This window comes from Microbacterium sp. GXF0217 (assembly GCF_054798195.1).
In genome coordinates this window covers 406,141-429,759 of the sequence record NZ_JBSJZG010000004.1, presented here as the reverse complement: position 1 = coordinate 429,759, position 23,619 = coordinate 406,141, and the positions used below count along the sequence as shown (strand labels likewise).

Here is a 23,619-nt window from a genome sequence, read left to right as displayed (position 1 = left end):
TGAAATCCGTCTGGTTGGTAACTCGGGATCGATAGGATGCCGGAGGAGGACCCGATGATCGTTGCCGTACCGCGAGCTCGCAAGGCGAGCACCGAGCAGACGCGCGCCCGGATCGTCCTCGCCGCACGCGAGATGTTCATCGCCTACGGCTACCGCTCGACATCGCTGCGCGGCATCGCGGTGACGGCCGGCGTCAGCCATCCCGGCCTCCTCAAGCACTTCGCCTCGAAGGACGAGCTGCTCGCGACCGTGGTCGAGAGTCTGGAGAGCTCCAACACCGAGCTCTACGAACAAGTGGTGGCCGCCGGTGAGCCTGGGTCGCTGCCCTTCGCCGAGATCGCGCAGCAGAACGAGCGCACGCGGGGCTACCTCGCGCTGTACGCCGCATTGACCGGCGAGGCGTCGTCACCTCAGCATCCGGCGCACGACATCATGCGCGAGCGCTATGCCCGAATCACGACCTTGTCCACCGAGGCGATGGAGGACGCGATTCTGCACGGCACGGTCGCCGAGGACCGAGACCCGCACGGCGAGACCGTGCGGTCGATCGCGGCGTGGGACGGCCTGCAGCTGCTCGAGCAGTACCTGCCCGATCGGGTCGACGTCGTGACGATGCTGGAGGAGCACGAGGCATCCTGGGCGCACCCGATCGGGTGGCGCGACCCCGAGGACGCGCCGCCGGCGTCTGCGTCCGACGCGTATCATCCGCTGGCAGAGTACTTCGCCGCCGACGACGAGGCCGGGTACGCCTCCGGTCGTCGGCGACGCGCGAAGATCGTCACCGACGCGATGGCGCTGTTCGCGGCCGAAGGCTACGGCGACACCAGCCTGCGCGAGATCGCCGAGAAGGTGGGCGTGTCGAAGTCCTCGCTCATGCACCACTACCCGACGAAAGAAGCGCTCCTCGGTGCCGTACTCGCCGAGCGCGACCGGACGATCCAGTCACGGGAGTCGTACGTCCCGGCCGATTCCGCGACCGGCGAGCTGCTCGCCCTGCCCATGGGCGCTGCGGATAACGCCACCACCGCGCCCGGTCTCATCGAGGTGTACGCGGTGCTGTCGTGCGAGGCCGTGCCGGCGTCGCATCCCGCGCACGACCACTTCCAGGCGCGCTTCACCCGGGTGATCGACCAGTTCGCCGACCTCTTCCGCGCCGCGCAGGCCGAGGGCTCGATGCCCTCGCATCGGGACCCAGAGCACGAGGCGATCTGGCTGACCGCGCTCTGGGACGGCCTGCAGTACCAGTGGCTGTACGACCGGGATGCCGTCGACATCGCCGAGCACCTCGAAGCGCATCTGAAGGACGTGCTGCCGGGGCGCTGAGCCGGGACCTGCTCGTGGCATCCGATCGAGAGCGCGTCAGGCGGCGGCGATCACGGTGAGCACGGCGTCCCCGTAGGCGTCGCGCTTCTTGGCGCCGATGCCGGTGATTCCGTCGAGATCCGTGAGCGAAGCCGGACGGCGTTCGGCGAGCGCACGCAGCGTCGCGTCGCCGAACACGATGTAGGCGGGCACGCCCTGCTCGCGCGCCGTCTCGGCCCGCCATGCCCGCAGCGACTCGAACAGCCCCTGGTCGCCTTCGGCGACGGATGCCGCCGCGGAGGACTTGCGCACCCTGGCGGTGCTCGCACGGCCCATCGTGTCCTTGCGCAGCGGCACGGGCGTCTCGCCCTTCAGGACGCCAGCCGCGGCATCCCCCGGGGCGAGTGTGCCGTAGTCGCCCTGCGCGACGAGGATGCCCCGGGCGAGCAGCTGACGGACGACGCTGCGCCAATCCTGGTCGGAGAGGTCGGCACCGATGCCGTACGTCGTCAGCTGATCGTGGCCGAACTTGCGGATGCGGTCGTTCGACGCCCCGCGGAGGATGTCGATGAGGTGCCCGGCCCCGAAGGCCTGGTTGCGTTCGCGCTTGAGGCGGACGATCGTCGACAGGAGCTTCTGCGTGGGGATCAGCCCGTCGAAGGTCTCGGGGTGATCGAGGCAGGTGTCGCAGTTGCCGCACGGCTGGGAGTCCTGCCCGAAGTAGCCGAGCAGGTTCTGCCGTCGGCATTCGACGGTCTCGCACAGGGCGAGCATGGCGTCGAGGTGCTGGCCGAGGCGCATCTTGAACGTGCGATCGCCGGGGCTCTGATCGATCATGCGGCGCTGCTGGACGACGTCGCCCAGCCCATAGGCCATCCAGGCGACGGATGCTTCGCCGTCACGGCCGGCGCGACCGGTCTCCTGGTAGTAGCCCTCGACGGACTTCGGCAGGTCGATGTGGGCGACGAAGCGCACGTCCGGCTTGTCGATGCCCATCCCGAACGCGATCGTGGCGACCATGACGATGCCGTCCTCGCGCAGGAACCGCGCCTGGTTCGCCGCCCGCACCTCGGCAGGGAGGCCCGCGTGGTACGGCAGGGCGTCGAAGCCCTGCGCGGCGAGATGGTCCGCGGTCTGCTCGACCGACTTTCGGCTCAGCGCGTAGACGATGCCCGCAGCACCGGCGTCCAGAGAGCGGATGAACGCCACGAGCTGCTTGCGCGGCTCGACCTTGGGGACGATCCGGTACTGGATGTTGGGGCGATCGAAGCTCGCCACGAAGTGCTCGGCGCGGCCGAGATCCAGTCGCTCGGTGATCTCCTTGTGCGTGGCGTGCGTCGCCGTCGCCGTGAGCGCCATGCGCGGCACCCCGGGGAACCGTTCGCCGAGGTCGCCGAGCGCGAGGTAGTCGGGACGAAAGTCGTGGCCCCACTGCGACACGCAATGCGCCTCGTCGATCGCGATGACGCTGAGCGTTCCGCGCTGCAGGAGCGCCGTCGTCGCGGGGCTCGACAGGCGCTCGGGGGCGACGTAGATGAGATCCAGACGGCCCTCGACGTAGTCGCGCTCGACCTGTGCGCGTTCGGACGGCGACTGCGTCGAGTTCAGGTACGCGGCGTTCACGCCGTTGGCGCGCAGCGCGTCGACCTGATCGTGCATGAGGGCGATCAGCGGGCTGATCACGAGTCCGGTGCCCTCGCGCACGAGCGCGGGCACCTGATAGGTCACCGACTTGCCGCCGCCGGTCGGCATCAGGACGACGGCGTCGCCGCCCGCGATGACCTGCTCGACGATCGCGGCCTGGTCGCCGCGGAACGCGTCGTACCCGAAGACGGTGTGCAGGGCATCCAGCGCCGTCGGAAAGCGCGACGGCGTGGCCGCCGGAGCGGAGGGCTGTGCGGGCGCGCCCACCGGGGTCGACGGTCCTGGACCCCAATCCAGCGGCGGCTCCCAGCCGTCCGCCGGTGGCTCGAAGTCCATGGGCTCTGGCGGGTAGGCGTTGTCCCACGGCTCGTCCGCGTACGGCAGATCCTCGTAGGGGTCACGGGGAGTCTGCGGCATCCCTCCAGCGTAACCGGCCTGGCCGACACCCGCCCGAGCCGTCCACAGGCGTCCTAGGGTGGACGCAGACGGAAAGGACCCGCGATGACCGACACCGCAGTCACCCGCAACGATGAGGCGTCCCGCTACGAGATCCGCGTCGGCGACACGCTCGCCGGATTCGCCGAGTTCGATCGCCGCACCGGCGAGATCCGGTTCACGCACACCGAGATCGATCCCGCGTTCCAGGGCAAGGGTCTGGCCGGCGTCCTCGCGTCCGAGGCGCTGGCGGATGCCGCGGCGTCCGGTGACACGATCGCGCCGTACTGCCCGTACATCGCCGCCTATCTGAAGAAGCACGACGTCGAAGGCGCGTCGATCCGATGGCCGCAGGTGCCAGGCGCATGATCGGCAGGCGCAGCATCCCGCTCGAACCGCGCGAGGTGCCGCTCGGCGGCGTCCGCGCGATGAACGTGCTGCGGACGCTGCCGCACAAGGACCTCCCCACAGTGGGTGCCTGGTGCTTCCTCGACCGGTTCGGGCCAGGACCTGTGCGCATGCGCGTTGAGCCACACCCGCACATCGGTCTGCAGACGGTGACCTGGCCGCTCGTCGGCGACATGCGGCATCGTGATTCGGTCGACAGCGACGTGACGCTGCGCCGCGGTCAGCTCAACCTGATGACGGCCGGAGACGGCATCTCGCACTCGGAGTACTCGTTGGGTGAGGATCCGATCCCGCTCGACGCCCTGCAGCTCTGGGTCGTCCTGCCCGATTCCGCTCGACGTGACGCCGGCGCCTTCGAGCAGCACACGGCGCTTCCCACCGTGTCGCTGGATCAGGATGCCTCGGCGACCGTCGTACTCGGCGAATTCGCCGGTGTCCGCTCGCCAGCCACCGTCTACACGCCGATCGTCGGAGCCGAGATCTCGGTGCCGGCGGGCAGCACGGTCGCGCTGCCGCTCAATCGGGAGTGGGAGCATGCGATCGTGCTCGTCGATGGCGACGTGACCGTCGAGGACGTCGTGATGGAGCGCGACCTGATGCTGTATCTCGGAGACTCCAGAGACGCCGTCTCGGTCACGAGCGAGACGGGCGCGCTGCTGTTCCTGCTCGGCGGGGAGCCGTTCGAGGAGGACCTCGTGATGTGGTGGAACTTCGCCGCGCGCACCCACGAGGAGATCGTCGACGCCCGCGACGCGTGGGAGGCGGGATCGACCCGCTTCGGCCACGTCGTCACGCACGGTGACGAGCGGATCCCCGCCCCAGAGCTGCCGCATGTGCGGCTCATGCCACGGCGTCGACGGATCTGAGGGCGTCCGTGCGGGGCACGGACGCCCAGGCATGATCAGACGACCATCACGCGGGGTGGTGGTTCGTCGATGCAGGTGCGCCCGGCGGGACTCGTCCAGGCGATCACGCCGGCCGGGAGCTGGGTGGCCGTCCATCGATGTCGGTCCAGCAGGTCGGGATAGCGGGGCGGATGCCGCAGCATCCGCCCCGCCTCTCTCGTGCTCTCAGCGCGCGTCGACCGTCACGACCGACCGCACCGCGGAATCGCCGTACTGCACGACGCCAAGATAACGCGATCCTGCGGTCAGACCGGACCACGACAGGTCGTAGCTCGTCTGCTCGCCGCGCACGGCATCCAGCGGATTCGGCGTCGCCGTGAACGCACCCTCACCGGCCGGCTGAACCGAAGCGTAGGACATGTCCCACGTCATCGGGCCGGTGGTGGAGTACATGTTCGCGACGACGCGGTACGTGCCGGCCGTCGGTGCTGCCACCGTGACCTGCTCGTCCGCGGATCCGGTGGCGGACTGCCACACCTGGTAGTAGCGCAGGTCGTCCGCGCTCACGACGCGGTACACCGTGAGGTCGAGGTCGCTGCCCTCGTCATCCGACGAGTCCAGGTCGAAGCGCGCGAGGGTCGCACCCTCCGGCACGTCGACGATCCACGACACGTTCTTGCTCTCGTCGCCCGAGTTCTCGTCACCGGAGTGCCCGTCGACGGGGTTCGCCTCGTCGACCAGCAGCTGGTAGGGCGTCAGACCGGACAGGCCGAGCGGAAGCTCGCCGGTCAGGCCTGGTGTGACCTCCACCGTCGCGCTGCCGTCGACACCCGTGCCGGTGACCTCGGCCGGAGCGTCTGCCGTCACCGGGAACACCGCGATCGGCGAACGGACTTCGCGGTCCTCGCCGGTCCAGGTGAGGAAGCCGGTCGCCCACTGCTCGACCGGAGCGCTGACGTTGTCGACCGTGACCGTGAAGGTCGCGGTCTCACCGGCGGCGGCGAACGTGAGCGTGGACGGCTCGACCGTGACGTCGAGACCGGCGACCTCAGCGGATGCCGTATAGGTGCCTGCCGCGGTCGACGTGACCGTGCGGGTCACCGTCTGCTCGCTGGTCAGCGTGCCGATCGAGATCGACGCGAGGTTCAGGTCGCTGCCGTCGATCGGCTCGACGCCGTCGAACTCGGCGAGCTGCTTGCCCTCCAGGAAGGCCGCCCAGTCCGTCGGGCCGTTGAGGTACAGCATCCCCGGCTCGAAGAACCGGGTCGGCTCGACCTGGCCTGCCCCCTGCTCGAACGGGTCGGTGTTCTCCGAACCATCCGGGAGCACGGTGCTCGACGCGGTCGTCATCATCGCGGACTTGATCTCCGCCGGTGCGGCGTTGGGCCGCTCCGAGAGGTACAGCGCTCCGAGGCCGGCGATGTGCGGTGCCGCCATCGAGGTCCCGGACAGGATGCCGTATGTCGGCGCCTCCTTGCGGGCGTTGTGTGTCGCCGCGAGGATCGCGACGCCGGGAGCCGCGATATCCGGCTTCATGACGTCGGTGCCGTCGGCGTACGTCGGGCCGCGGCTCGAGAAGCCGGCGATCTGCGGCGTCGGGGTCTCCTCGCCGGTGGTGTTCTCGCCGATCAGGGTGACCGGCAGGTCGGTCCCGCCCTGAACGTAAGCGAGGACCGCTTCGCGGTGCACCGAGGCGAGGTGGACGGTCGGCACGACGTGGAAGTCGTTGTCGAGCGAGTCGGCCCCACCAGGAACGTTCACGAGCACCATGCCGATGCCGCCGGCATCCTTCACGACCTGCGACTTCTCGGCGCGCGCGTTCTCACCGCGGTCGCAGACCACGATGTGTCCGGCGACCTTGGCCGCGTCCAGGCTCCCGGGGAGGCAGAGGGCAGCGCCCTCGGCCGCAGCGGCATCCCCCGCGTAGATCGACGGACCTGTGACGCTCTCGCCGAACGGCACGGACACGCTGGCACCGGCCTCGGCGAAGCCGTCGAAGGTGACGGTGCCCTCCCACGTCGGGATGGTGGAAGCCGCGACCGTCGTGTACCAAGGCGACGCGTGGTCGGCGGTCGCGGCATCGGGACCGTCGTTGCCCGCGCTCACCGAGACGAAGACGCCTGCCGCCGCCGCGTTGAAGAACGAGATGTCGTCCGGCGCGAGCACGGTCGTCGCCGCACCGCCACCGATCGAGTAGTTGATCACGTCGACGCCGTCGGCGACGGCCTGATCGATCGCGCCGATCAGGTCGCTCAGCGCGCAGATGTCGTCGGTCGTGACCAGAGGGTCAGGCCCGACATAGCAGGCCTTGTAGGCCGACACCTTGGCTGCAGGGGCGACACCGGAGATCGTGCCGAAGTCGACACCCGAGACGGATGCCTGGACGCCGAAGTTGCCCGCCGCCGTGCTCGCGGTGTGCGAACCGTGACCATCGCCGTCGCGCGGCGAGAGGTAGTCGTACTGGAAGTCGAACCCGGCCGCCTCAGCCCCGGAGGAGAAGTACTGCGCGCCGACGAGCTTCGTCGAATAGGCGTGCTTGTCCCACTCCTGGCCCTGCACGATCGCGCTGCGGAACGTGCCGCCGTCGGACTTCTCGTAGAACACGTGGGAGCCGTCGCTGTACGGCTGGCCCGCGCTCTTCTTGTGGTCCTTCTTCTTCAGCTTGTCGCCGGCGAACGACGGGTTCTCCGGTGCGATGCCGGTGTCGATCACGCCGACCACCACACCCTCGCCCGCGTGATCCACGCCACCGGTCTGCTCCCACAGCCCGCCGGAGCCGGTGCTGTCGTCGCCGAGCCCGAGGAAGTCGGTGGACGACACGGCATCCGGATGCCGGATCTCGTCGGGGAAGACGCCGAGGACCTCCTTCGACGTCCGGAGCTCGTCGACCTGGGCGCCCGTGAGATCGGCGCTGAAGCCGTTGAGCGTGACCTGGTAGGTCGCATCCGGGGCGACACCGGCATCCTTCGCGAGCTTGCGCTGCTCGTTCTTCAGGTGCGCGACGTACTTCTGCGAGTTCGCGGACTGCGCGTCGAGCTGGTCACCGGTGTCCGGCTTGGTCGAGCGGAGACCGGCGACGTCACCGGTGTAGGTGGCGAGGGGGTCGCCCTTCATCACGACGATGTAATGACCGGGCGCTCCGCCGACGGGCGCGGGAGGTGTCACCTCCTCGGTCGCGAAGCCTGCGGTGGCGGTTGATCCGACGAACAACACGGCCAGGGTTGCGGCCGCTGCCAGTCGGAGAGGGGTTCGTCCCATGGGTCTCTCCTGATGGTCGTGGTGCGACATCGTTGCCGCACCGCCGCTCACGATAGTGAGGCTCGGGGACAACACACCAGTGACCAATGGCTACACTCGCTCCGGCGTGTGCAACCGATCCAGATATCGGTCGGCGCGCGGCGGCGCTCCCCGCGGATCCAGCAGCGACACCGCCACGGCGACCCCCGTGGCGAGCGGGATCGTCCACGCCGCTGGCTGCGCCAGCAGCGGCGCGGCCGCTCCCACGCCATCGATGGCGGCGTGGGTGAGGAACGCGAGAGCGCACGAGACGCCTCCCGTGACCATCCCGGCGATGGCCCCGCGCGCGGTCAGACGCCGCCACCACACGCCGAGCAGGACGATCGGCGACAGGCAGGATGCCGCGAAAACGAAGACCACTCCGACGCTGGATCCAAGCCCCGCCGGGATCGTCGCGAGCGCGAACGCCAGCGGCACGATGCTGCAGAGCACCGCAGACAACCGGAACGAGCGCACGGATCCGGAGAAGAGGTCCTGGCTCACGACCCCGGCCAGCGACACGACGAGCCCCGCCGACGTCGCGAGGAACGCGGCGAACGCGCCGGCGACGATCAGCGCGGTCAGCAGCTCGCCGAGGAGACCGGGGATCACGCGGGACGGGAGCACGAGCGCGACCGTGTCGGCGACTCCCGGCTGCGCGAGGTCGGGCGCTGCGATGCGCGCCAGCAGCCCCATGCTGCTCGACACCGCGTAGAAGACACTCACCATCACGATCACGAGCACCGTCGTGTGCCGCGCCGAGACCCCGGTCGGGCTGGTGTAGAAGCGGACGAGCACGTGCGGAAGGCCCATGGTCCCCAGCAGCAGAGCGACCATGAGCGACACGGTCTCGTACGCATCGAGCCCTGCCGGGCCCGCCTCGGCGGGAAACACCATCGCCGGATCGATGTCGTGCGGTCCGCCGGTGAGCGCGAAGGCGATGACGAACACCGGGATGAGCAGCGCCGCGAGCTTCAGCCAGTACTGGAACGCCTGCACGTAGGTGATCGCACGCATGCCTCCTGCGGCGACGGATGCGGCGACGAGCACCGCGATCGCCACTTCGCCGACCCACTGCGGAAGGCCGGCCACGACAACGAGGGTGATGCCGGCGCCGTGCAGCTGCGGCACGATGTACAGCCAGCCGATGAGGAGGACGGCGAGGCTCGTGACCCGCCGCGCTCGTCTGGATTCCAGCCGCGCCTCGACGAAGTCCGGGATCGTGTACGCGCCGCTGCGTCTGAGCGGAGCGGCGGCGAACACGAGCACGAGCAGATACCCCGCCGCATAGCCGATCGGGAACCAGAAGCCGCGGGATCCGTCGAGCAGCACCAGTCCGGACAATCCGAGGAACGTCCCGGCCGAGAGGTACTCGCCGCTGATCGCCGACGCGTTCCACACCGGTCTGACTGTGCGCGACGCCACGAAGAAGTCGCTCGTCGTGCGCGAGACCCGCAGACCGTACACGCCGATGATCAGGGTCGCGATGACGATGAAAGCGACGCCGATCAGGTCGAGGACGGCATTCATGCGCGGTCCCGCAGGGTGCGGTAGCGCTGCTCGTTGCGGGCGGCGCCGCGGGCGTACAGGATGCCGAAGATCGCGATGATCGGATAGAACGCGAACGCGTGCAGCAGCCAGGACAACGGCAGCCCGACCACGACGATCTCCTCGAGCTCGGGGACGAGCGCGAGCACGAGCGTGAGCGCGGTCGCCACCACCACGAACCCGGCCACCGTGCCGAGCGCGAGTCGCAGCTGGCTGCGCCGCAGAGCACGGGCGTACACGGCATCCGCATCGTCCGCGGCAGCGCCGGGAAGCGCGATCCCCCGCGTCGCCGACGCCCAGCGCGTCGAGCGAGCGTCCGGATTCCCGGTGACGCGGACGCGACGAGGCTGCTCGTGCGGGGTCATCTCGACATGCCCTGCCGGACGAGAGCGTCGCGCACACCTGGCAGCAGCCGCCGGGAGACGGGCAGCACGATCGCCCCTGCCGAGACGGACGGCTCCGCCCCGGACAGACGCGCCTCGGTGACCGCGCCGGCAGCCACGAGGTAGGAGCGGTGGATCCGCAGGAATCCGGCATCCGACCAGCGCTGCTCGAGCTCGGAGATCGGGATGCGCACGAGATGTCCGATGCCGTCACCGGTGTGCAGGCGCGAATAGTCGCCCTGTGCCTGCACCCAGCGCACGTCGGAGCGGTGGATGAACCGGGTCGCCGATCCGACGCTCACCGGCAGCACTTCGTCGTCCGGGCGCGCGGTCTCGCCCAACTCGATCACGCGATCGATCGCCCGGCGCAGCCGTTCGGCGCGGAGCGGCTTGAGCAGGTAGTCCGCCGCGCGCAGTTCGAACGCGTCGACCGCTCTGGCCTCGTCCGCCGTGACGAAGACGATTGCCGGCGGATCGGCGAGCGCAGACACGGCGCGAGCGAGATCCATGCCGCCGAGTCCGGGCATGTGGATGTCGAGGAACGCGATGGCGACCGCCCGCTCGGACAGGGACGCCAGCGCCTGCGCTCCGGACGATGCGGTCAGGATCTCGCCGATCCGGCCGTCCGCGCGCAGCAGATGGACGATCTCGTCGAGCGCCGGACGCTCGTCATCCGCGACGAGCACGTCGATCATGGCTTCACCCCGATTCCGGATCGTGCAGCGGCTGCGATTTCGGGATCCGCATGCGCACCAGGGTACCGGCGCCGATGTTGGTCTCGACCACCAGGCCGCCGTCCGGTCCGTACAGCTGACGCAGCCGCGTGTCGACGTTGCGCAGCCCGACGTGCGCTCCGTCGTCCGCCGAGTCGAGCAGCGCGCGCAGCGACTCGGGGTCCATCCCGATGCCGTCGTCCTCGACCGTGATCTCGGTATGGGTCGTGACGTCGTTCGCGATGATGCGGATCGTGCCGCCGCCCTCCCCCGGCTCGAGTCCGTGTCGGACCGCGTTCTCGACGAGCGGCTGGACCGACAGGAACGGGATGACGGTGGTGAGCGTCTCCGGAGCGATGCGCAGCGTCACCTCGAGTCTGTCGCCGAAACGCGCCCGCTCGAGGGTCAAGTAGTGGTGGATGCTCCCCAACTCCTCGGCGACGGTCGTGAACTCGCCCTGGCGACGGAAGGAGTACCGCGTGAAGTCGGCGAAGTCGAGCACGAGGTCGCGTGCGCGGTCCGGATCGGCGTGGATGAACGATGCGATCGCGGTGAGCGCGTTGTAGATGAAGTGCGGCGAGATCTGCGCCCGCAGCGAGCGCAGCTCCGCCTCGGCGAGGGCCGTGCGCGAGGCATCCAGTCCGCCCAGTTCGACCTGCGCGGCGCACCAGTCGGCGACCTCGGCGGCCGCACGGACGAGCGCGGCGCGCACCGGCGCGGCGAACGCCACCACGACGCCGATGACCCGACCATCGACGACGATCGGAGCACCGACCGCCTCCAGGTCGTCGTCGACGTCGTCCCGCTTCGGGAACACCTGACGACGTCCGGTGTCGCGCACGCGCTGGGCGATCCGGATCGCAGCGGATTCCAGTCCGTCCGATGGACCGTCGAAGGCCACGGCATCCGCATCGTCGACCAGCGCGACCGCCGCACTGCCGAGCAGCACCCGCAGGTGCCGTGCGGCACGGGCGGCATCCGGTGCGGTGAGGCCGCCGCGCAGATGGCGGGCTGCCAGACTCGCCTGGTGCAGCGCCTGGTGAGCGGCCCGATCCGCCTCGCTGCCGAGGTCTGCACCACCCCGCGCGAGCCTGCGGGCCAGCACGAGCAGCACCGTGAGCAGGATGCCGCCGACGACGCCCAGGAGGGCGGCGAGGACCACGGCGTCGATCATGGCACCAGCCTAGATCCGTGCCGGATCAGCAGCAGCGGGCCCCTGGATTGCGATCCTGATCGTCCATCTTCTGCCGCCAGAACTGCCGTTCCGTCATCGGCTCCTCATCCGGATGCTGTCGGCGCTGATGGGCGACGTACGTCGCATAGGCGCTGTCGCCCATCAGCGTCGTGACATACCAGCGGATGCCGCGGCCGGCCCGCCCGATGAACGCGAGGATCGCGGTCATCGGGCGGTCGACGGCGCCCGTTCGCTGAGTCGAGTCGACCATGTCAGTGATGCGCCGCCTTGCGGTCCTCGGCGAGGATCGGCTCCCACTGCTTCTCGAGCTCGCGCTCCGCCGCCGTCGGGATGAACCCGGCCGGCGCATACCGGCGCGATGCGACGGGGGCGTCCTCGGTGTTCTCCCCTCCGCCGTTCCTGATCGCCCTGATTGTCGTGATGATCGCCACGACCATCACGATGATCGTCAGCACGACGAAGATGATCGACAGCGTGCCCTGCACCGCGGTATTGCGGATGACGGCATCCACGACCTCCGGTGCGCCGAGCGCATCGTCTCCGGCGTCGCGGGCGGCGACGTACTTGAAGTGGTTCGCCCAGTATCCGATCGCCGGAACCGGGGAGAAGATCTTGTACATCGACGCCGTGATCGTGACGACCGCGGTGAAGGCCAGCGGCAGCGCGATGATCCACAGCCACTTCACGTAGCTCTTGCCGCGCTTGGCCACGATCGCCAGCACCACGGCGAGCGCGATCGCCGCCAGGAGCTGGTTGGCGATGCCGAACAACGGGAAGAACGTGTTGATGCCGCCGAGCGGATCGGTCACACCGAGGATGAGGATCCATCCCCAGCCGGCGACCATGATCGCCGTGCAGATCCATACGCCTGGACGCCACGAGACGTCACGGAACTTCGGCACCCACGCGCCGATGGTGTCCTGCAGCATGAAGCGGGCGACGCGGGTTCCGGCGTCCACAGCGGTGAGGATGAACAGCGCCTCGAACATGATCGCGAAGTGGTACCAGAACGCCATGAGCGCCTGGCCGCCGAGGGCCTCCTGCATGATCGTCGCGAGTCCGAGGGCGAGCGTCGGCGCCCCACCCGTGCGCGAGACGACCGATTCCTCGCCGACGGCCGCAGCCGTGTTCGTCAGCAGCTCCGGTGTGATGTTCACCCCGGTGAGACCGAGCGAGTTCACGAAGGCGACCGCCCCCTCGACCGTGCCGCCGGTCAGGGCGGCCGGCGCATTCATCGCGAAGTAGATGCCCTGGTCGATCGAGATCGCGGCGACCAGCGCCATGATCGCGACGAAGGACTCCATGAGCATGCCGCCGTACCCGATGAACCGCGACTGCCGCTCCTTCTCGATGAGCTTCGGCGTCGTCCCGGACGAGATCAGCGCGTGGAACCCGGAGAGCGCCCCGCACGCGATCGTCACGAACAGGAACGGGAACAGGGGGCCTGCGAACACCGGCCCCATGCCGTTCTCGCCGAAGATCGAGACGGCGGGGACCGTGATCTCGGGCCGCACCAGCACGATCGCACCGGCCAGCATGACGATCACACCGATCTTCATGAACGTCGACAGGTAGTCGCGCGGAGCGAGCAGCAGCCACACCGGCAGGATCGCGGCGATGAAGCCGTAGACGATGATGCCCCACGCGATCACCTCGCGATCGAGGTGGAACATCGCGACGCCCCAGTCGGTGCTGGCGACCCAGCCGCCGGCGATGATCGCGCCCATCAGCAGCACGAAGCCGATGATCGAGACCTCGGTGACCTTACCAGGACGCAGGAAGCGGAGGTAGACGCCCATGAACAGGGCGATCGGAATCGTCATCGCGACCGAGAACACGCCCCACGGGCTCTCGCCCAGCGCATTGACGACGACGAGAGCGAGGATCGCGACGATGATCAGCATGATCAGCAGCGAGGCGATGATGGCCGCCGACCCGCCGATCTTGCCGAGCTCCTGCCGCGCCATCTGACCGATCGTGCGTCCGCCTCGGCGCATGGAGAAGAACAGGACCGTGTAGTCCTGGACCGCGCCGGCGAGCACGACTCCGACGATGATCCAGATGGTGCCGGGCAGGTAGCCCATCTGCGCGGCGAGCACGGGGCCGACCAGGGGGCCGGCGCCGGCGATGGCGGCGAAGTGGTGCCCGTAGAGGACGCGCCGGTCGGTGGGGACGTAGTCCTTGCCGTCCTGGCGGACCTCGGCGGGGGTCGCCCGCTTGTCGTTGGGGCGGGTGATGTACCGCTCGATGACCTTCGAGTAGAAGCGGTAGCCGATGAAGTAGGTGCAGACCGCGGCGAACACGAACCAGATCGCGTTGACGGTCTCACCGCGGACGATCGCCAGCATCGTCCAGGCGACCGCGCCGAGCAGCGCGATCGCGGACCACAGCACGATCTTCGGCCAGGTCCACCGCTGCGCCTTCTCGTCCTGCTCTTCCGTGAGAGAGACCGGGGGAAGGGACTGATCGGTGACGATCTCGGGTTCGTCGTCGACGATGCCAGGGCCGCTGCCGCGCGGCGGGGATGCAGACATGGTTCTCCTCTGGGTACGCGTCGTTGCGTGACCCCACGTTAGGAACAGAGCTGCTGCCGCGTGCGCCCGCCGTGCGAAGCGTGCGACGAGCGGCGCAGGCGGGGCGACGAGCGGCGCATCGCCACCTGCGCGCAGATAGGCTTGCTCGGTGCCGAAGAGTTCCGCCCTGTCCACGCGTCTGCTGCTCGTCTGCGCGGCGATCGGGGTCGCGACGGGAATCATCGGCGGTGTCGCAGGGCTCCTCACGCCGGTCGTGATCCTCGCCGCACCCTGGGCGTACGGCCTGGTGCTCGGGTCGCACGTGCTGCCGGGAATCATCGCGCAGGAGGTGCTGCGGCGCCCGCTGGTCGCCCTGCTCACGCACGTCTTCGCAGCCCTGATCTCGAGCGCGTTCGCTCCGATGTGGACGCTGCGCTTCCTCGGCACCGCGCTCCTGTTCGGCGCGATCCAGGAGGGCGTCGCCGCGCTCACGCGCTACCGGGCCTGGGGTGCGTGGCGCTTCTTCCTCTCGGCCGGCGCGATCGGCGTGATCGTCGCGGTCGCGGTGTTCTTCGCCGTCGACCTCGGAAAGCTGCCGCCCTGGGCGCAGATCACCTACCTCGTCATCAGCATCCTTGGGCCAGTGGCCTGGACCGCGATCGGTCTCTCGATCGGGGCGGCGCTGCGTCGGGCCGGGGTCGCCGAGCGACGCTGACACCCCTGGCGTGCGAGTCAGGTAAGGCTCGGCTAAGTTAAAGGGGTACCGATCGCCGACCCGGGGGTCATCCGTGCGCACATCAGCGCCCCTGCTCCGCGTGCGTGACCTCTCGCTCACGCACGCCGGTGCCGCGCACGCATCGCCGAGAGATGCGTCGTTCGACATCGCCCCAGGCGAGGTCGTGCTCGTCCTCGGCCCGAGCGGGTCGGGCAAGTCGACGCTGACGCTCGCGCTGAACGGGCTCATCCCGCAGTCGGTCCCCGCCGACATCACCGGCGTCGTCGAGGTGAAGGGTCGCAGCACGACGAGCGCCCCCGTGGCCGAGCTCAGCACGGACGTCGCCATGGTCTTCCAGGACCCGGATGCCCAGCTCGTCACCGGCACTCTGCTCGACGAGGTCGCCTTCGCCCTGGAGAACCTGCTGCTCCCGGTGCCGGAGGTGCTCGCCCGCTCCGAAGCCGCACTGCGCCGCGTGGGTCTCTGGGACCGCCGCACCGAGAACCCGGATCGGCTCTCGGGCGGCGGGCGTCAGCGCCTCGCGATCGCCTGCGCCCTCGCCATGGGGTCGCCGCTGATCGTGCTCGACGAGCCGACCGCGAACCTCGACCCGCAGGGCATCGACGACGTTTACGACGCGCTCAGCGATCTCGTCGCCGCCGGAGAGCGCGCGATCGTGCTCGTCGAGCACAATCTGGATGCCGCGATGCGCTTCGCGACACGCGCCATCGTCCTCGACAGTGGCGGCGCCCTCGCCTTCGACGGCCCGGTCGCCGAGATCCTGCGCGGGCACACCGACGCGCTGATCTCGATGGGCGTCTGGCTCCCGTCCGCGACGCTGGCTGGCCGGATGCTGCAGGTCCGCGGAATCCTGGACCCGGACGTGCCGCTGCCCCTGACGCCGGAGCAGCTCTCGGCTGCGCTGGCGGCATCCTCGGCCGTCGGAGAGATCCCCGCCGTCGGAGCGGATGCCGCCGTCGCGTCCGACCTGCGGGATATCTCCGACGCTGCGCTGATCCGGACCCGTGGACTCACCGTCCGCCGCGGGCGGACGGAGATCCTGCACGGCGTCGACCTCGAGATCCCGGCCGGGTCCCTCACCGCGATCGTCGGCGCGAACGGTGCGGGGAAGACCACGCTCATCCAGGCGATCGCCGGTGTGGTCCCACCGCCGAAGCGGCAGGTCGACGTCGACGGGCTCGACCCTGCTACGGCATCGCCGCGCGAGTTGGCGGGGCGCATCGGCTTCGTGTTCCAGAACCCAGAGCACCAGTTCATCGCGCACACCGTCTTCGACGAGCTCGCCCACGGACTCCGTCTTCGACCGGTTCGGGGAGCGCGGATCGACGAGGCCGAGATCGCCGAACGCGTCGGCGAGATGCTCGCGCGGTTCGATCTCGAGCACAAGGCCGATGTCCACCCGTTCCTGCTCTCCGGCGGCGAGAAGCGCCGACTGTCCGTCGGCACGGCGCTCATCACGCGCCCGAGCGTGGTCGCCCTCGACGAGCCGACGTTCGGACAGGACCGCGCCCGCGCGGCCGAACTGCTCGCACTGCTCGACGGCCTGCGCGCCGACGGCACGACGATCGTCATCGTCACGCACGACCTGCAACTGGTCGCGGACCGCGCGACGCACACCGTGATCCTCGCGGGCGGGCATGTGCACGCGGCCGGACGGACGGCCGACCTGTTCGCCGCCGACGGTCTGTTCGAGTCGGCGGGACTACGGCTCCCCGCCCTCCAGCGTGCACTCCCCGCGCACCTGCGGAACCTCGTCGCCGAGGGGGTCCGATGACCATCACGGCTTCCAGCGTCGACCCGTACATCGCGGACGCGCCAGCGGTTTCCGCGCGGCACTTCCTGCACCACCTGAACCCGCTGGCCAAGATCGCCGCCGTCCTGCCCGCGATGCTGCTGCTCGTGTTCGTGCGCGATCTGGCGACACCGGCGGCGTTCCTGCTCCTCGGCTGCGCCCTCATCGTCGTCGGGGCTCGTCTCACGCGGCGTCGCGCGCTGCTGCTGTTCGTCGGCGTGCCGGCAGCACTCACCACGCTGGGTTTCGGCTTCTCGCTCTGGGTGGATGCCGCCCCGGTCGCGACCAGTGCACCCGCCCTGCAGATCGGCGGCTGGACGCTCTACACCGGGGCGCTCGAGGTCGGATTCGCGACCGCGCTGCGCCTGGGCGCGATCCTCGCGCTCGCCCTCATCGGCGGGCTCACGACCACCGGTCCGGATCTCGTGCGCGCCAGCATCCAGCAGCTGCACGTCCCCTATCGGATCGGCTACACGGCACTGGCCGCGTACCGCTTCGTCCCACGATTCGGGCACGAACTCGCGGTCATTCGCGCGGCGCATCGTGTCAGAGGGCACCATGGCGGCCGCGGTCCGTTCGCGCGGATCGCGCGGGGTTGGGGCTACATCGTGCCGCTGCTCGCCGGAGCGATCCGGCATGCCGAGCGCGTCGCCCTCGCGATGGACTCGCGCGCGTTCGGCGCGCACCGCACGCGCACCGAGCGGCACGTCGTGCCGTTCCGCACGCGCGACACCATCTTCATCGTGGCGTTCATCGCCGCGTCCGCTGCGATCTTCATCACGACCACCCCCTGGCAGCTGTACTGAGAGGAACCCATGGCCTTCTCCAAGATGGTCAAGCCCGCGTCGGCAGACCTCATCCACCTGACCGTGCTGCGCACCGAACGTCTGGCCCCGCACTGGATCAGGGTCACGCTCGGCGGCGAGGAGATCGACCGGTTCCGGCCGATGGGTTACGACCAGTGGTTCCGACTGTTCCTGCCCATCGGCGGAGAAGCCGGCCTCGAGCGCGTGCCGGCGAAAGCGAACAAGACGCTCGGATACCTGAAGTTCCTGCGCATTCCGGACGGCGAGCGCCCGGTCATGCGCAACTACACCGTGCGCGCGTATCGTCCGGCGACGGCCGCATCGGATGCCGAGATCGACGTCGACTTCGTCCTGCACGGCTCGGCGGCCGATGGCACGGCAGGTCCGGCATCGCGGTGGGCCGAGACCTGCCGCCCTGGCGAGCACGTCCTCATCATCGATGAGGGCCTGACGTTCAATCCCGAGCGCGGCACCGACCGCGTGCTGCTCGTCGGGGATGAGACCGCGCTGCCCGCGATCGCGGGGATCAGCGCTTCGCTGCCCGCATCGACGTCTGGCGTCGCGATCATCGAGGTGCCATCAGCGGAGGATGCACTGGAGTTCTCGCATCCGACCGGACTCGACGTCGTCTGGATCGTCCGGCCGCACGATGAGCTCCCCGGAACGCTCGCCCTGGCGACGCTGCGCGAAACGGACCTTCCGGCTGTGCCGTTCCACGCGTACGGCGCCGGTGAACAGGCCCTCGCCTCCGGCGTGCGCAAACAGCTCGTCGCCGAACGCGGCGTCGACAAGAACCTGGTGAGCTTCTGCGGCTACTGGAAGATCGGCGCCGCATCCCCGGCATCCAAGGCCGCACGCGAGGCGGCGGCTGAGCCGCTGGCCTGAGCGGGCGCTGCGCCGGAAGAAGCCGCTATCGGCCCGAGCAGCGCAGAAGGAAAATGCCGGTTCTGGAGACCCAGAACCGGCATTTCCTCCCCGTGCCGGGCGACCGGCCTGCGTCCTCACCGCAGCTTCTTGCGGTAGGCCGCGATCGCTCCGAGGTAGGCGACCACCAGGATGCCGACCAGCCACGCGAGTGCGACCCAGATGTCGGTGCCGACCGGCTGCTCGGCGAACAGCGCCCTGATCGTATTGACGACCGAGGTGACCGGCTGGTTCTCGGCGAACCAGGCCACCGGAGCGGGCATCGTTTCCGTGGGGACGAACGCCGAGCTGATGAAGGGCAGGAAGATCAGCGGGTAGCTGAACGCACTCGCCCCGTCGACCGTCTTGGCCGAGAGACCGGCGATCACGGCAAGCCAGGTCAGCGCCAGGGTGAACAGCACCAGGATGCTGGCGACGGCCACCCAGGCCCCGAAGGATGCCCCGGTGCGGAACCCCATCAGCAGTGCGACGCCGATGACGATCGCCACCGAGACGAGGTTGGACACCAGCGAGGTGAGCACGTGCGCCCACAGGACGCTGGACCGCCCGATCGGCATCGACTGGAACCGTTCGAAGATGCCGCCCTGCATGTCCAGGAACAGCCGGTACGCCGTGTAGGCGATGCCGGATGCGATCGTGATCAGCAGGATGCCGGGGAGCATGTAATTGATGTACGACTCGTCGGTGCCGGTGTCGATGGCGCCGCCGAGGACGTACACGAACAGCAGCATCAGCGCGATCGGGGTGACCGCCGTGGTGATGATGGTGTCCGGGCTGCGCAGGATGTGCCGCAACGAGCGACCGGTGAGCACACCGGTGTCTGCGAGGGCGTGCGAGGTCATGATGCGTTCTCCTTGCTGGTGTCCGAGCCCGCCGAAGGGGCGTCCTCACCGACGAGCGCGAGGAAGACCTCTTCGAGCGTCGGCTGCTTCTCGACGTACTCGACGGTGGCCGCGGGAAGCAGGCGCTTGAGCTCGTCGAGCGTGCCGTTCTGGATGATGGTTCCCTTGTGGAGGATCGCGATGCGGTCGGCGAGCTGCTCCGCCTCATCGAGATACTGCGTTGTGAGCAGCACCGTGGTGCCGCTCTTGGCGAGCGCGCGGACCGTGTCCCACACTTCGATGCGCGACTGCGGGTCGAGACCCGTGGTCGGCTCGTCGAGGAAGATGACCGGCGGTTCGCCGACCAGGCTCATCGCGATGTCGAGCCGGCGGCGCATGCCGCCGGAGTATTCGGCTGCCTTGCGCGCACCGGCATCCGTGAGCGAGAAGCGGGCGAGCATGTCGTCCGCGATCGGCCCCGGATTCTTCAGGTGGCGCAGTTGAGCGATCAGCACGAGGTTCTCGCGCCCGGTGAGGACCTCGTCGACCGCCGCGAACTGTCCGGTCAGGCTGATCGACTCGCGCACGTCGTTCGGTGCCGACGCGACGTCGAAGCCGTGGACGGATGCCGTGCCGGCATCCGCTTTCAGCAGTGTGGAGAGGATGCGCACGAGCGTCGTCTTGCCCGCCCCGTTGGAACCGAGCAGCGCGAAGATGCTGCCGGGGACGACGTCGAAATCGACGCCGCGGAGGACCTCGAGGCCCTTGAACGACTTGCGGATTCCCCTGACCTGGATGGATGCCGTGGTCATGATCGCTTCTCCTTTCCGATGGCTTCGTCGAACGCCTTCGTCAGGCGTGCGCGCTCCTTGTCGATCCATTCCTTGCCCTGGTACGACTTCGCGAACGTCTCGGTGAAGTCGACCGGGTCCTCGCCGATGATGTCGGACACCGGCGTGCCGTCCACGGCCGCCCGCTCCCACAGGTCGACGAGGTCCGTGAACATCTGCGTGAGCGTGTCACCGTTGGTGATGCCGCCGTAGTACATGAAGTACCGGTGCATCGCGGTCGCCGCTGTGCGGTAGGGCTCGGGAAGAGCCTCCATGCGGGCCTTGTCCTGCTTGTACTGCTTCTTCTGCTCGAGCGATCCGGTGACCGTTTCGATCCACTTCGATGCCATGATCAATTCCTCTCGTCGGTCGTGCTGATGTCGTTGCTGTCGGTGTGGCGGAGCTGTTCGATGCGTTCTGCGAGGAAGCTCCAGGTCCTCCAGAACTCGGCGAGCTGCTCTCGCCCCTGCGCGTTGATCGAATAGACCTTGCGGGGCGGGCCTTTCTCGGACGGGACCTTCTCCACATCCACGAGGCCCTTCTGCTCGATGCGGACGAGCAGCGCGTAGACCGTGCCCTCCGCGATGTCCGCGAAGCCCTGATCCCGCAGTCGCGCCGTGATCTCATACCCGTACGCGGCCTGCTCGGCCAGGATCGCGAGCACGATGCCTTCGAGCGAGCCCTTCAGCATCTCGGTCATCTGGTTTGCCATGCGATCACCTCCCATCTACTCTGTGTCGCTGACTACCAGTACAAAGTAACACTGAGTACCGGTACTTGGCAACACTGAATAGCAAACCTTTCTCGGCACGGCCCGAAACGCGAGAACGCCCCGAGATCCGAAGACCTCGAGGCGTTCTCGATAGGGATGGGGCGTCAGCGCTTGCCGACGATCTGGCGGCCGACGAGATCGCGCATGATCTCGTTGGTGCCGCCGTAGATCCGGTGGACCCGGGCATCCGTGAAGGCACGCGCGATCGGGTACTCCATGATGTAGCCGTAGCCGCCGTGCAGCTGCACACCGCTGTCGAGCACCTCCCACTCGCGCTCGGTCGCCCAGAACTTGACCTTCGCGGCATCCTCAGCGGTGAGCTTCCCCGCGGCGTACGCCAGCAGCGCGCGATCGATGTACGCCCACATGGCGTCCGTGGTCGCGGCCATGTCGGCGAGGCGGAAGCGGGTGTTCTGGAAGTCGGCGATGCGCTCGCCGAACGCCTCGCGGTCCTTCGTGTAGACGACGGTCCAGTCCAGCGCCGCCTGCGCGGCAGCGGCAGCCGCAACGCCGATCGACAGGCGCTCGAGCGGCAGGTTCAGCATCAGCTGGATGAATCCCTGCCCCTCCTTGCCGCTGATGAGGTTCTCGTCGGGGATGAAGACATCGGTGAAGCTGAGCTCTGCGGTGTCCCAGCCGTGGAAGCCCATCTTGCTGAGCTTCTTGCCCTGGTCGAAGCCCTCCATGCCCTTCTCGACGATCAGCAGGCTGAACGCGTCAGGGCGGTTGCCCTCGCCGGTCTTGACGAAGGTGACCACGATGTCCGCGGTCGTCCCCGACGAGATGAACGTCTTCGCCCCGTTGAGGATGTATCCGCCGTCGACCTTCTTCGCGTTGGTCTTGATTCCGCGCAGGTCGCTGCCCGCACCGGGGTCGGTCATGGCGAGCGCGCCGAGCACCTCGCCGGTCGCCATCCGCGGAAGCCACTTCTCCTTCTGCTCCTGCGTGCCCATGTGCACGAGGTACGGCACGGCCAGGTCGTCCTGGATGCCGAAGGCACCGGCCAGCGACCCTGCGCCGGACGCGATGACCTCTTCCATCACGATCGTGCGGAAGCGATAGTCCTGCAGCATGCCCGCCCCGCCGAACTCCTCGGGCACGGACAGGCCGATCAGCCCCGCTTCGCCGGCGGCACGCATCGTGTCGCGGTCGATCTCGCCCGCGGCATCCCACCGCTCGATGGCCTCATTCGAGACGTGTCGCTTCACGAAGTCCTTCACGAGATCGCGGAATGCCTCGTGGTCCTCGTCGTAGATGTCGCGTTCCATGCCGTCCTCCCGAACGTCGTCGTTACTGCCGCGATTCTATGCCGACAAGGGGTACCGGAGCAGTCGATTGTGGAATGCGCTCCCACATTCTGTGGCACTGGGTTCCGCGATTGTGGGGAGTGGCCAGAAGCAGACGCGAGGGCGCATGCTGGCACAGATCCGGCGTGCATCACGGCAGGCGACCCGGATGAGATCGTCTCTTCACAGTCGCGCCGCAAAGGTCACGCGGAGTTTACACACGAGCACTTCTGTCCGACGCGCGTCGCATGCGAGGGTGAGATCACGACGCCCACCCCACGGGTTTCGCGGCAGTAAAACACTGACGAAAGGTGAATTCCATGCTCTCTGGCCCCCTCGGCGACCTGCTCGGCTCCATCGGCGGACTGCTCACTGACCTGCTCGCTCTGCTCGGCCTCTGATCAGACCTCGACCGACCCCGCACGCCTCGGCGTGCGGGGTCCCTCGCGTCTCCAGGGGGCCGCCGTTCAGCCGACGTAGCCGGGCGCCGCCGGCAGCCCGAAGAACTCCTCGAGGGTGGTGTATCCCCCCGCGTTGTAGGCGGACGCGAGCTCAGGGCCGATGTAGCGCAGGTGCCACGGCTCGGGCGAATAGCCGGTGATCGCCGTCTCACCGTCGAGGTAGCGGACGATGTAGCCGTACTCCCAGGCGTGCGCGTCCACCCAGTCGCTCTCCCCTGTCCCGCCGAATCCATGGATGCCGCCGCAGCCGCTGCTGCACGCCACGACGTCGAGCGCGAGACCGGTCTGGTGCTCGCTGAACCCCGGCCGGGCCGACACCTCATCGGCAGCGGGTTGCCCGGTCGCCTGGACATGGTCGGAGTACGTGTTCTCCTGCATGCCGTATGACCGGTACCCGTTGTTCATGCCCAGGACGCCGGCCCCGGCATCCGCCAGCGCCCCGGCGAGCGCGTTGATGGCCTCCGCAGGCGCAGCACGCACGGACCCGGCCGTCGTGGTGGTCTGCAACCGGGTGTCGACGAGTCCGGTCGGAGTGAACTCGGCCGCGAGCGGGCGCGCCTTGTTGACGACGACCCAGATGCGATCGGGGTCACTGAGCGAAATGCAGGGCGCGTTGCCTGCGGCGACCGCGGCACGGAATGCCTCGCCGCCCCCGAAGGCGGCGATCGTCGCCTCGTCATCGCCCGCGGTCACGGCCGCCTGCACCGCAGCATCCGCACACGGGTCCGCGGCGACAGTGGCTTCGACCGCCACCGGCGGGAGGTGCTCGGCGGCCGCCGGAACCGGCGGGTCGCTCTGCGACGGAGCAGGAACGTCGGCGAGCGCCCACAGCGACCCGAGCGCCGTCACCGCGACACCGATGGGCAGCGCGAAGGCCAGGGCGCGGGGTCGCGGCGCGGCATGTCGGGGTGCCATCGCCTCGCTCATCC

Annotated in this window: 21 protein-coding genes; 7 read left to right on the top strand and 14 right to left on the bottom strand. The window is 68.9% G+C overall.

What is annotated here, in order from left to right; genetic code table 11:
• Window positions 1–54: 54 nt before the first annotated feature.
• Window positions 55–1,323: a TetR/AcrR family transcriptional regulator gene (locus ACWAT3_RS11210; RefSeq protein WP_460798447.1), complete on the top strand. Its 1,269-nt coding sequence runs from the start codon at window positions 55–57 to the stop codon at window positions 1,321–1,323.
• A gap of 36 nt (window positions 1,324–1,359) precedes the next feature.
• Here ACWAT3_RS11210 and recQ read toward each other — a convergent pair whose 3' ends face one another.
• Window positions 1,360–3,363: a DNA helicase RecQ gene (gene recQ / locus ACWAT3_RS11205; protein ID WP_460798445.1), complete on the bottom strand. Its 2,004-nt coding sequence runs from the start codon at window positions 3,361–3,363 to the stop codon at window positions 1,360–1,362.
• 84 nt (window positions 3,364–3,447) lie between these two features.
• On the opposite strand from recQ, the gene ACWAT3_RS11200 reads away from it, so the two are divergent.
• Window positions 3,448–3,750 carry a GNAT family N-acetyltransferase gene (locus ACWAT3_RS11200; protein ID WP_460798444.1) on the top strand — a complete coding sequence of 101 codons (303 nt, stop codon included), beginning with the start codon at window positions 3,448–3,450 and terminating at the stop codon, window positions 3,748–3,750.
• Entirely contained in the window at window positions 3,747–4,655 is a 909-nt protein-coding gene (locus ACWAT3_RS11195; protein WP_460798442.1) for a pirin family protein, read from the top strand. The genes ACWAT3_RS11200 and ACWAT3_RS11195 overlap by 4 nt, the downstream gene beginning before the upstream one ends.
• A 204-nt stretch (window positions 4,656–4,859) precedes the next feature.
• Here the strand turns inward: ACWAT3_RS11195 and ACWAT3_RS11190 are convergent, their stop codons facing one another.
• The 7 genes from ACWAT3_RS11190 to ACWAT3_RS11160 all read right to left on the bottom strand — a co-directional run bounded on the left by ACWAT3_RS11190 (window position 4,860) and on the right by ACWAT3_RS11160 (window position 14,283).
• On the bottom strand, window positions 4,860–7,892 hold the full coding sequence (locus ACWAT3_RS11190) for a S8 family peptidase (protein ID WP_460798440.1): 3,033 nt from the start codon (window positions 7,890–7,892) through the stop codon (window positions 4,860–4,862).
• Window positions 7,893–7,982: 90 nt separating this feature from the next.
• The gene (locus tag ACWAT3_RS11185; protein WP_460798438.1) at window positions 7,983–9,440 is read right to left on the bottom strand and encodes a sodium/solute symporter; all 1,458 of its coding nucleotides are present in this window, start codon (window positions 9,438–9,440) and stop codon (window positions 7,983–7,985) included.
• Window positions 9,437–9,823, bottom strand: coding sequence for a heavy metal transporter (locus tag ACWAT3_RS11180; protein ID WP_460798436.1), 387 nt, complete (start codon window positions 9,821–9,823; stop codon window positions 9,437–9,439). Before ACWAT3_RS11180 ends, ACWAT3_RS11185 begins: the two co-directional genes overlap by 4 nt.
• Window positions 9,820–10,536, bottom strand: coding sequence for a LytR/AlgR family response regulator transcription factor (locus ACWAT3_RS11175; protein WP_460798434.1), 717 nt, complete (start codon window positions 10,534–10,536; stop codon window positions 9,820–9,822). The genes ACWAT3_RS11180 and ACWAT3_RS11175 overlap by 4 nt, the downstream gene beginning before the upstream one ends.
• A 4-nt stretch (window positions 10,537–10,540) precedes the next feature.
• Entirely contained in the window at window positions 10,541–11,728 is a 1,188-nt protein-coding gene (locus ACWAT3_RS11170) for a sensor histidine kinase (RefSeq protein ID WP_460798432.1), read from the bottom strand.
• 25 nt (window positions 11,729–11,753) lie between these two features.
• A complete protein-coding gene (locus ACWAT3_RS11165) occupies window positions 11,754–11,999 on the bottom strand; it encodes a YbdD/YjiX family protein (RefSeq protein ID WP_460798430.1) in 246 nt (81 codons plus the stop codon).
• Window position 12,000: 1 nt separating this feature from the next.
• A complete protein-coding gene (locus tag ACWAT3_RS11160) occupies window positions 12,001–14,283 on the bottom strand; it encodes a carbon starvation CstA family protein (protein WP_460798428.1) in 2,283 nt (760 codons plus the stop codon).
• 148 nt (window positions 14,284–14,431) lie between these two features.
• On the opposite strand from ACWAT3_RS11160, the gene ACWAT3_RS11155 reads away from it, so the two are divergent.
• From ACWAT3_RS11155 to ACWAT3_RS11140, 4 genes are all read left to right on the top strand, one after another.
• Window positions 14,432–14,977, top strand: a complete 546-nt coding sequence (locus ACWAT3_RS11155; RefSeq protein ID WP_460798426.1) for an ECF transporter S component — start codon at window positions 14,432–14,434, stop codon at window positions 14,975–14,977.
• Between the two features lie 73 nt (window positions 14,978–15,050).
• Window positions 15,051–16,772, top strand: a complete 1,722-nt coding sequence (locus ACWAT3_RS11150; RefSeq protein ID WP_460798424.1) for an ABC transporter ATP-binding protein — start codon at window positions 15,051–15,053, stop codon at window positions 16,770–16,772.
• The gene (locus tag ACWAT3_RS11145) at window positions 16,769–17,596 is read left to right on the top strand and encodes an energy-coupling factor transporter transmembrane component T (protein WP_460798422.1); all 828 of its coding nucleotides are present in this window, start codon (window positions 16,769–16,771) and stop codon (window positions 17,594–17,596) included. Before ACWAT3_RS11150 ends, ACWAT3_RS11145 begins: the two co-directional genes overlap by 4 nt.
• A gap of 9 nt (window positions 17,597–17,605) precedes the next feature.
• Window positions 17,606–18,481 carry a siderophore-interacting protein gene (locus ACWAT3_RS11140; RefSeq protein WP_460798421.1) on the top strand — a complete coding sequence of 292 codons (876 nt, stop codon included), beginning with the start codon at window positions 17,606–17,608 and terminating at the stop codon, window positions 18,479–18,481.
• A gap of 116 nt (window positions 18,482–18,597) precedes the next feature.
• On the opposite strand, the gene ACWAT3_RS11135 is transcribed toward ACWAT3_RS11140, so the two are convergent.
• From ACWAT3_RS11135 to ACWAT3_RS11110, 6 genes are all read right to left on the bottom strand, one after another.
• Window positions 18,598–19,362: an ABC transporter permease gene (locus ACWAT3_RS11135; protein WP_460798419.1), complete on the bottom strand. Its 765-nt coding sequence runs from the start codon at window positions 19,360–19,362 to the stop codon at window positions 18,598–18,600.
• Entirely contained in the window at window positions 19,359–20,153 is a 795-nt protein-coding gene (locus ACWAT3_RS11130) for an ABC transporter ATP-binding protein (protein ID WP_460798417.1), read from the bottom strand. Before ACWAT3_RS11130 ends, ACWAT3_RS11135 begins: the two co-directional genes overlap by 4 nt.
• Entirely contained in the window at window positions 20,150–20,521 is a 372-nt protein-coding gene (locus tag ACWAT3_RS11125) for a DUF1048 domain-containing protein (RefSeq protein ID WP_460798416.1), read from the bottom strand. Before ACWAT3_RS11125 ends, ACWAT3_RS11130 begins: the two co-directional genes overlap by 4 nt.
• Before the next feature lie 2 nt (window positions 20,522–20,523).
• Window positions 20,524–20,883, bottom strand: a complete 360-nt coding sequence (locus ACWAT3_RS11120) for a PadR family transcriptional regulator (protein WP_460798414.1) — start codon at window positions 20,881–20,883, stop codon at window positions 20,524–20,526.
• A 164-nt stretch (window positions 20,884–21,047) separates the two neighbouring features.
• Window positions 21,048–22,211, bottom strand: a complete 1,164-nt coding sequence (locus ACWAT3_RS11115) for an acyl-CoA dehydrogenase family protein (RefSeq protein ID WP_460798412.1) — start codon at window positions 22,209–22,211, stop codon at window positions 21,048–21,050.
• Window positions 22,212–22,696: 485 nt separating this feature from the next.
• Window positions 22,697–23,617, bottom strand: a complete 921-nt coding sequence (locus tag ACWAT3_RS11110; RefSeq protein ID WP_460798410.1) for a M15 family metallopeptidase — start codon at window positions 23,615–23,617, stop codon at window positions 22,697–22,699.
• Between the last annotated feature and the right edge of the window lie 2 nt (window positions 23,618–23,619).

Bases quoted from the DNA above. Each gene is read 5' to 3' on its own strand.
- ACWAT3_RS11170 (WP_460798432.1), bottom strand. From the start codon at position 11,728: ATGATCGACGCCGTGGTCCTCGCCGCCCTCCTGGGCGTCGTCGGCGGC.
- ACWAT3_RS11190 (WP_460798440.1), bottom strand. From the start codon at position 7,892: ATGGGACGAACCCCTCTCCGACTGGCAGCGGCCGCAACCCTGGCCGTG.
- ACWAT3_RS11185 (WP_460798438.1), bottom strand. From the start codon at position 9,440: ATGAATGCCGTCCTCGACCTGATCGGCGTCGCTTTCATCGTCATCGCG.
- ACWAT3_RS11210 (WP_460798447.1), top strand. From the start codon at position 55: ATGATCGTTGCCGTACCGCGAGCTCGCAAGGCGAGCACCGAGCAGACG.
- ACWAT3_RS11140 (WP_460798421.1), top strand. From the start codon at position 17,606: ATGGCCTTCTCCAAGATGGTCAAGCCCGCGTCGGCAGACCTCATCCAC.
- ACWAT3_RS11145 (WP_460798422.1), top strand. From the start codon at position 16,769: ATGACCATCACGGCTTCCAGCGTCGACCCGTACATCGCGGACGCGCCA.
- ACWAT3_RS11135 (WP_460798419.1), bottom strand. From the start codon at position 19,362: ATGACCTCGCACGCCCTCGCAGACACCGGTGTGCTCACCGGTCGCTCG.
- ACWAT3_RS11125 (WP_460798416.1), bottom strand. From the start codon at position 20,521: ATGGCATCGAAGTGGATCGAAACGGTCACCGGATCGCTCGAGCAGAAG.
- ACWAT3_RS11130 (WP_460798417.1), bottom strand. From the start codon at position 20,153: ATGACCACGGCATCCATCCAGGTCAGGGGAATCCGCAAGTCGTTCAAG.
- ACWAT3_RS11175 (WP_460798434.1), bottom strand. From the start codon at position 10,536: ATGATCGACGTGCTCGTCGCGGATGACGAGCGTCCGGCGCTCGACGAG.
- recQ (WP_460798445.1), bottom strand. From the start codon at position 3,363: ATGCCGCAGACTCCCCGTGACCCCTACGAGGATCTGCCGTACGCGGAC.
- ACWAT3_RS11180 (WP_460798436.1), bottom strand. From the start codon at position 9,823: ATGACCCCGCACGAGCAGCCTCGTCGCGTCCGCGTCACCGGGAATCCG.
- ACWAT3_RS11115 (WP_460798412.1), bottom strand. From the start codon at position 22,211: ATGGAACGCGACATCTACGACGAGGACCACGAGGCATTCCGCGATCTC.
- ACWAT3_RS11200 (WP_460798444.1), top strand. From the start codon at position 3,448: ATGACCGACACCGCAGTCACCCGCAACGATGAGGCGTCCCGCTACGAG.
- ACWAT3_RS11160 (WP_460798428.1), bottom strand. From the start codon at position 14,283: ATGTCTGCATCCCCGCCGCGCGGCAGCGGCCCTGGCATCGTCGACGAC.
- ACWAT3_RS11120 (WP_460798414.1), bottom strand. From the start codon at position 20,883: ATGGCAAACCAGATGACCGAGATGCTGAAGGGCTCGCTCGAAGGCATC.
- ACWAT3_RS11110 (WP_460798410.1), bottom strand. From the start codon at position 23,617: ATGAGCGAGGCGATGGCACCCCGACATGCCGCGCCGCGACCCCGCGCC.
- ACWAT3_RS11195 (WP_460798442.1), top strand. From the start codon at position 3,747: ATGATCGGCAGGCGCAGCATCCCGCTCGAACCGCGCGAGGTGCCGCTC.
- ACWAT3_RS11165 (WP_460798430.1), bottom strand. From the start codon at position 11,999: ATGGTCGACTCGACTCAGCGAACGGGCGCCGTCGACCGCCCGATGACC.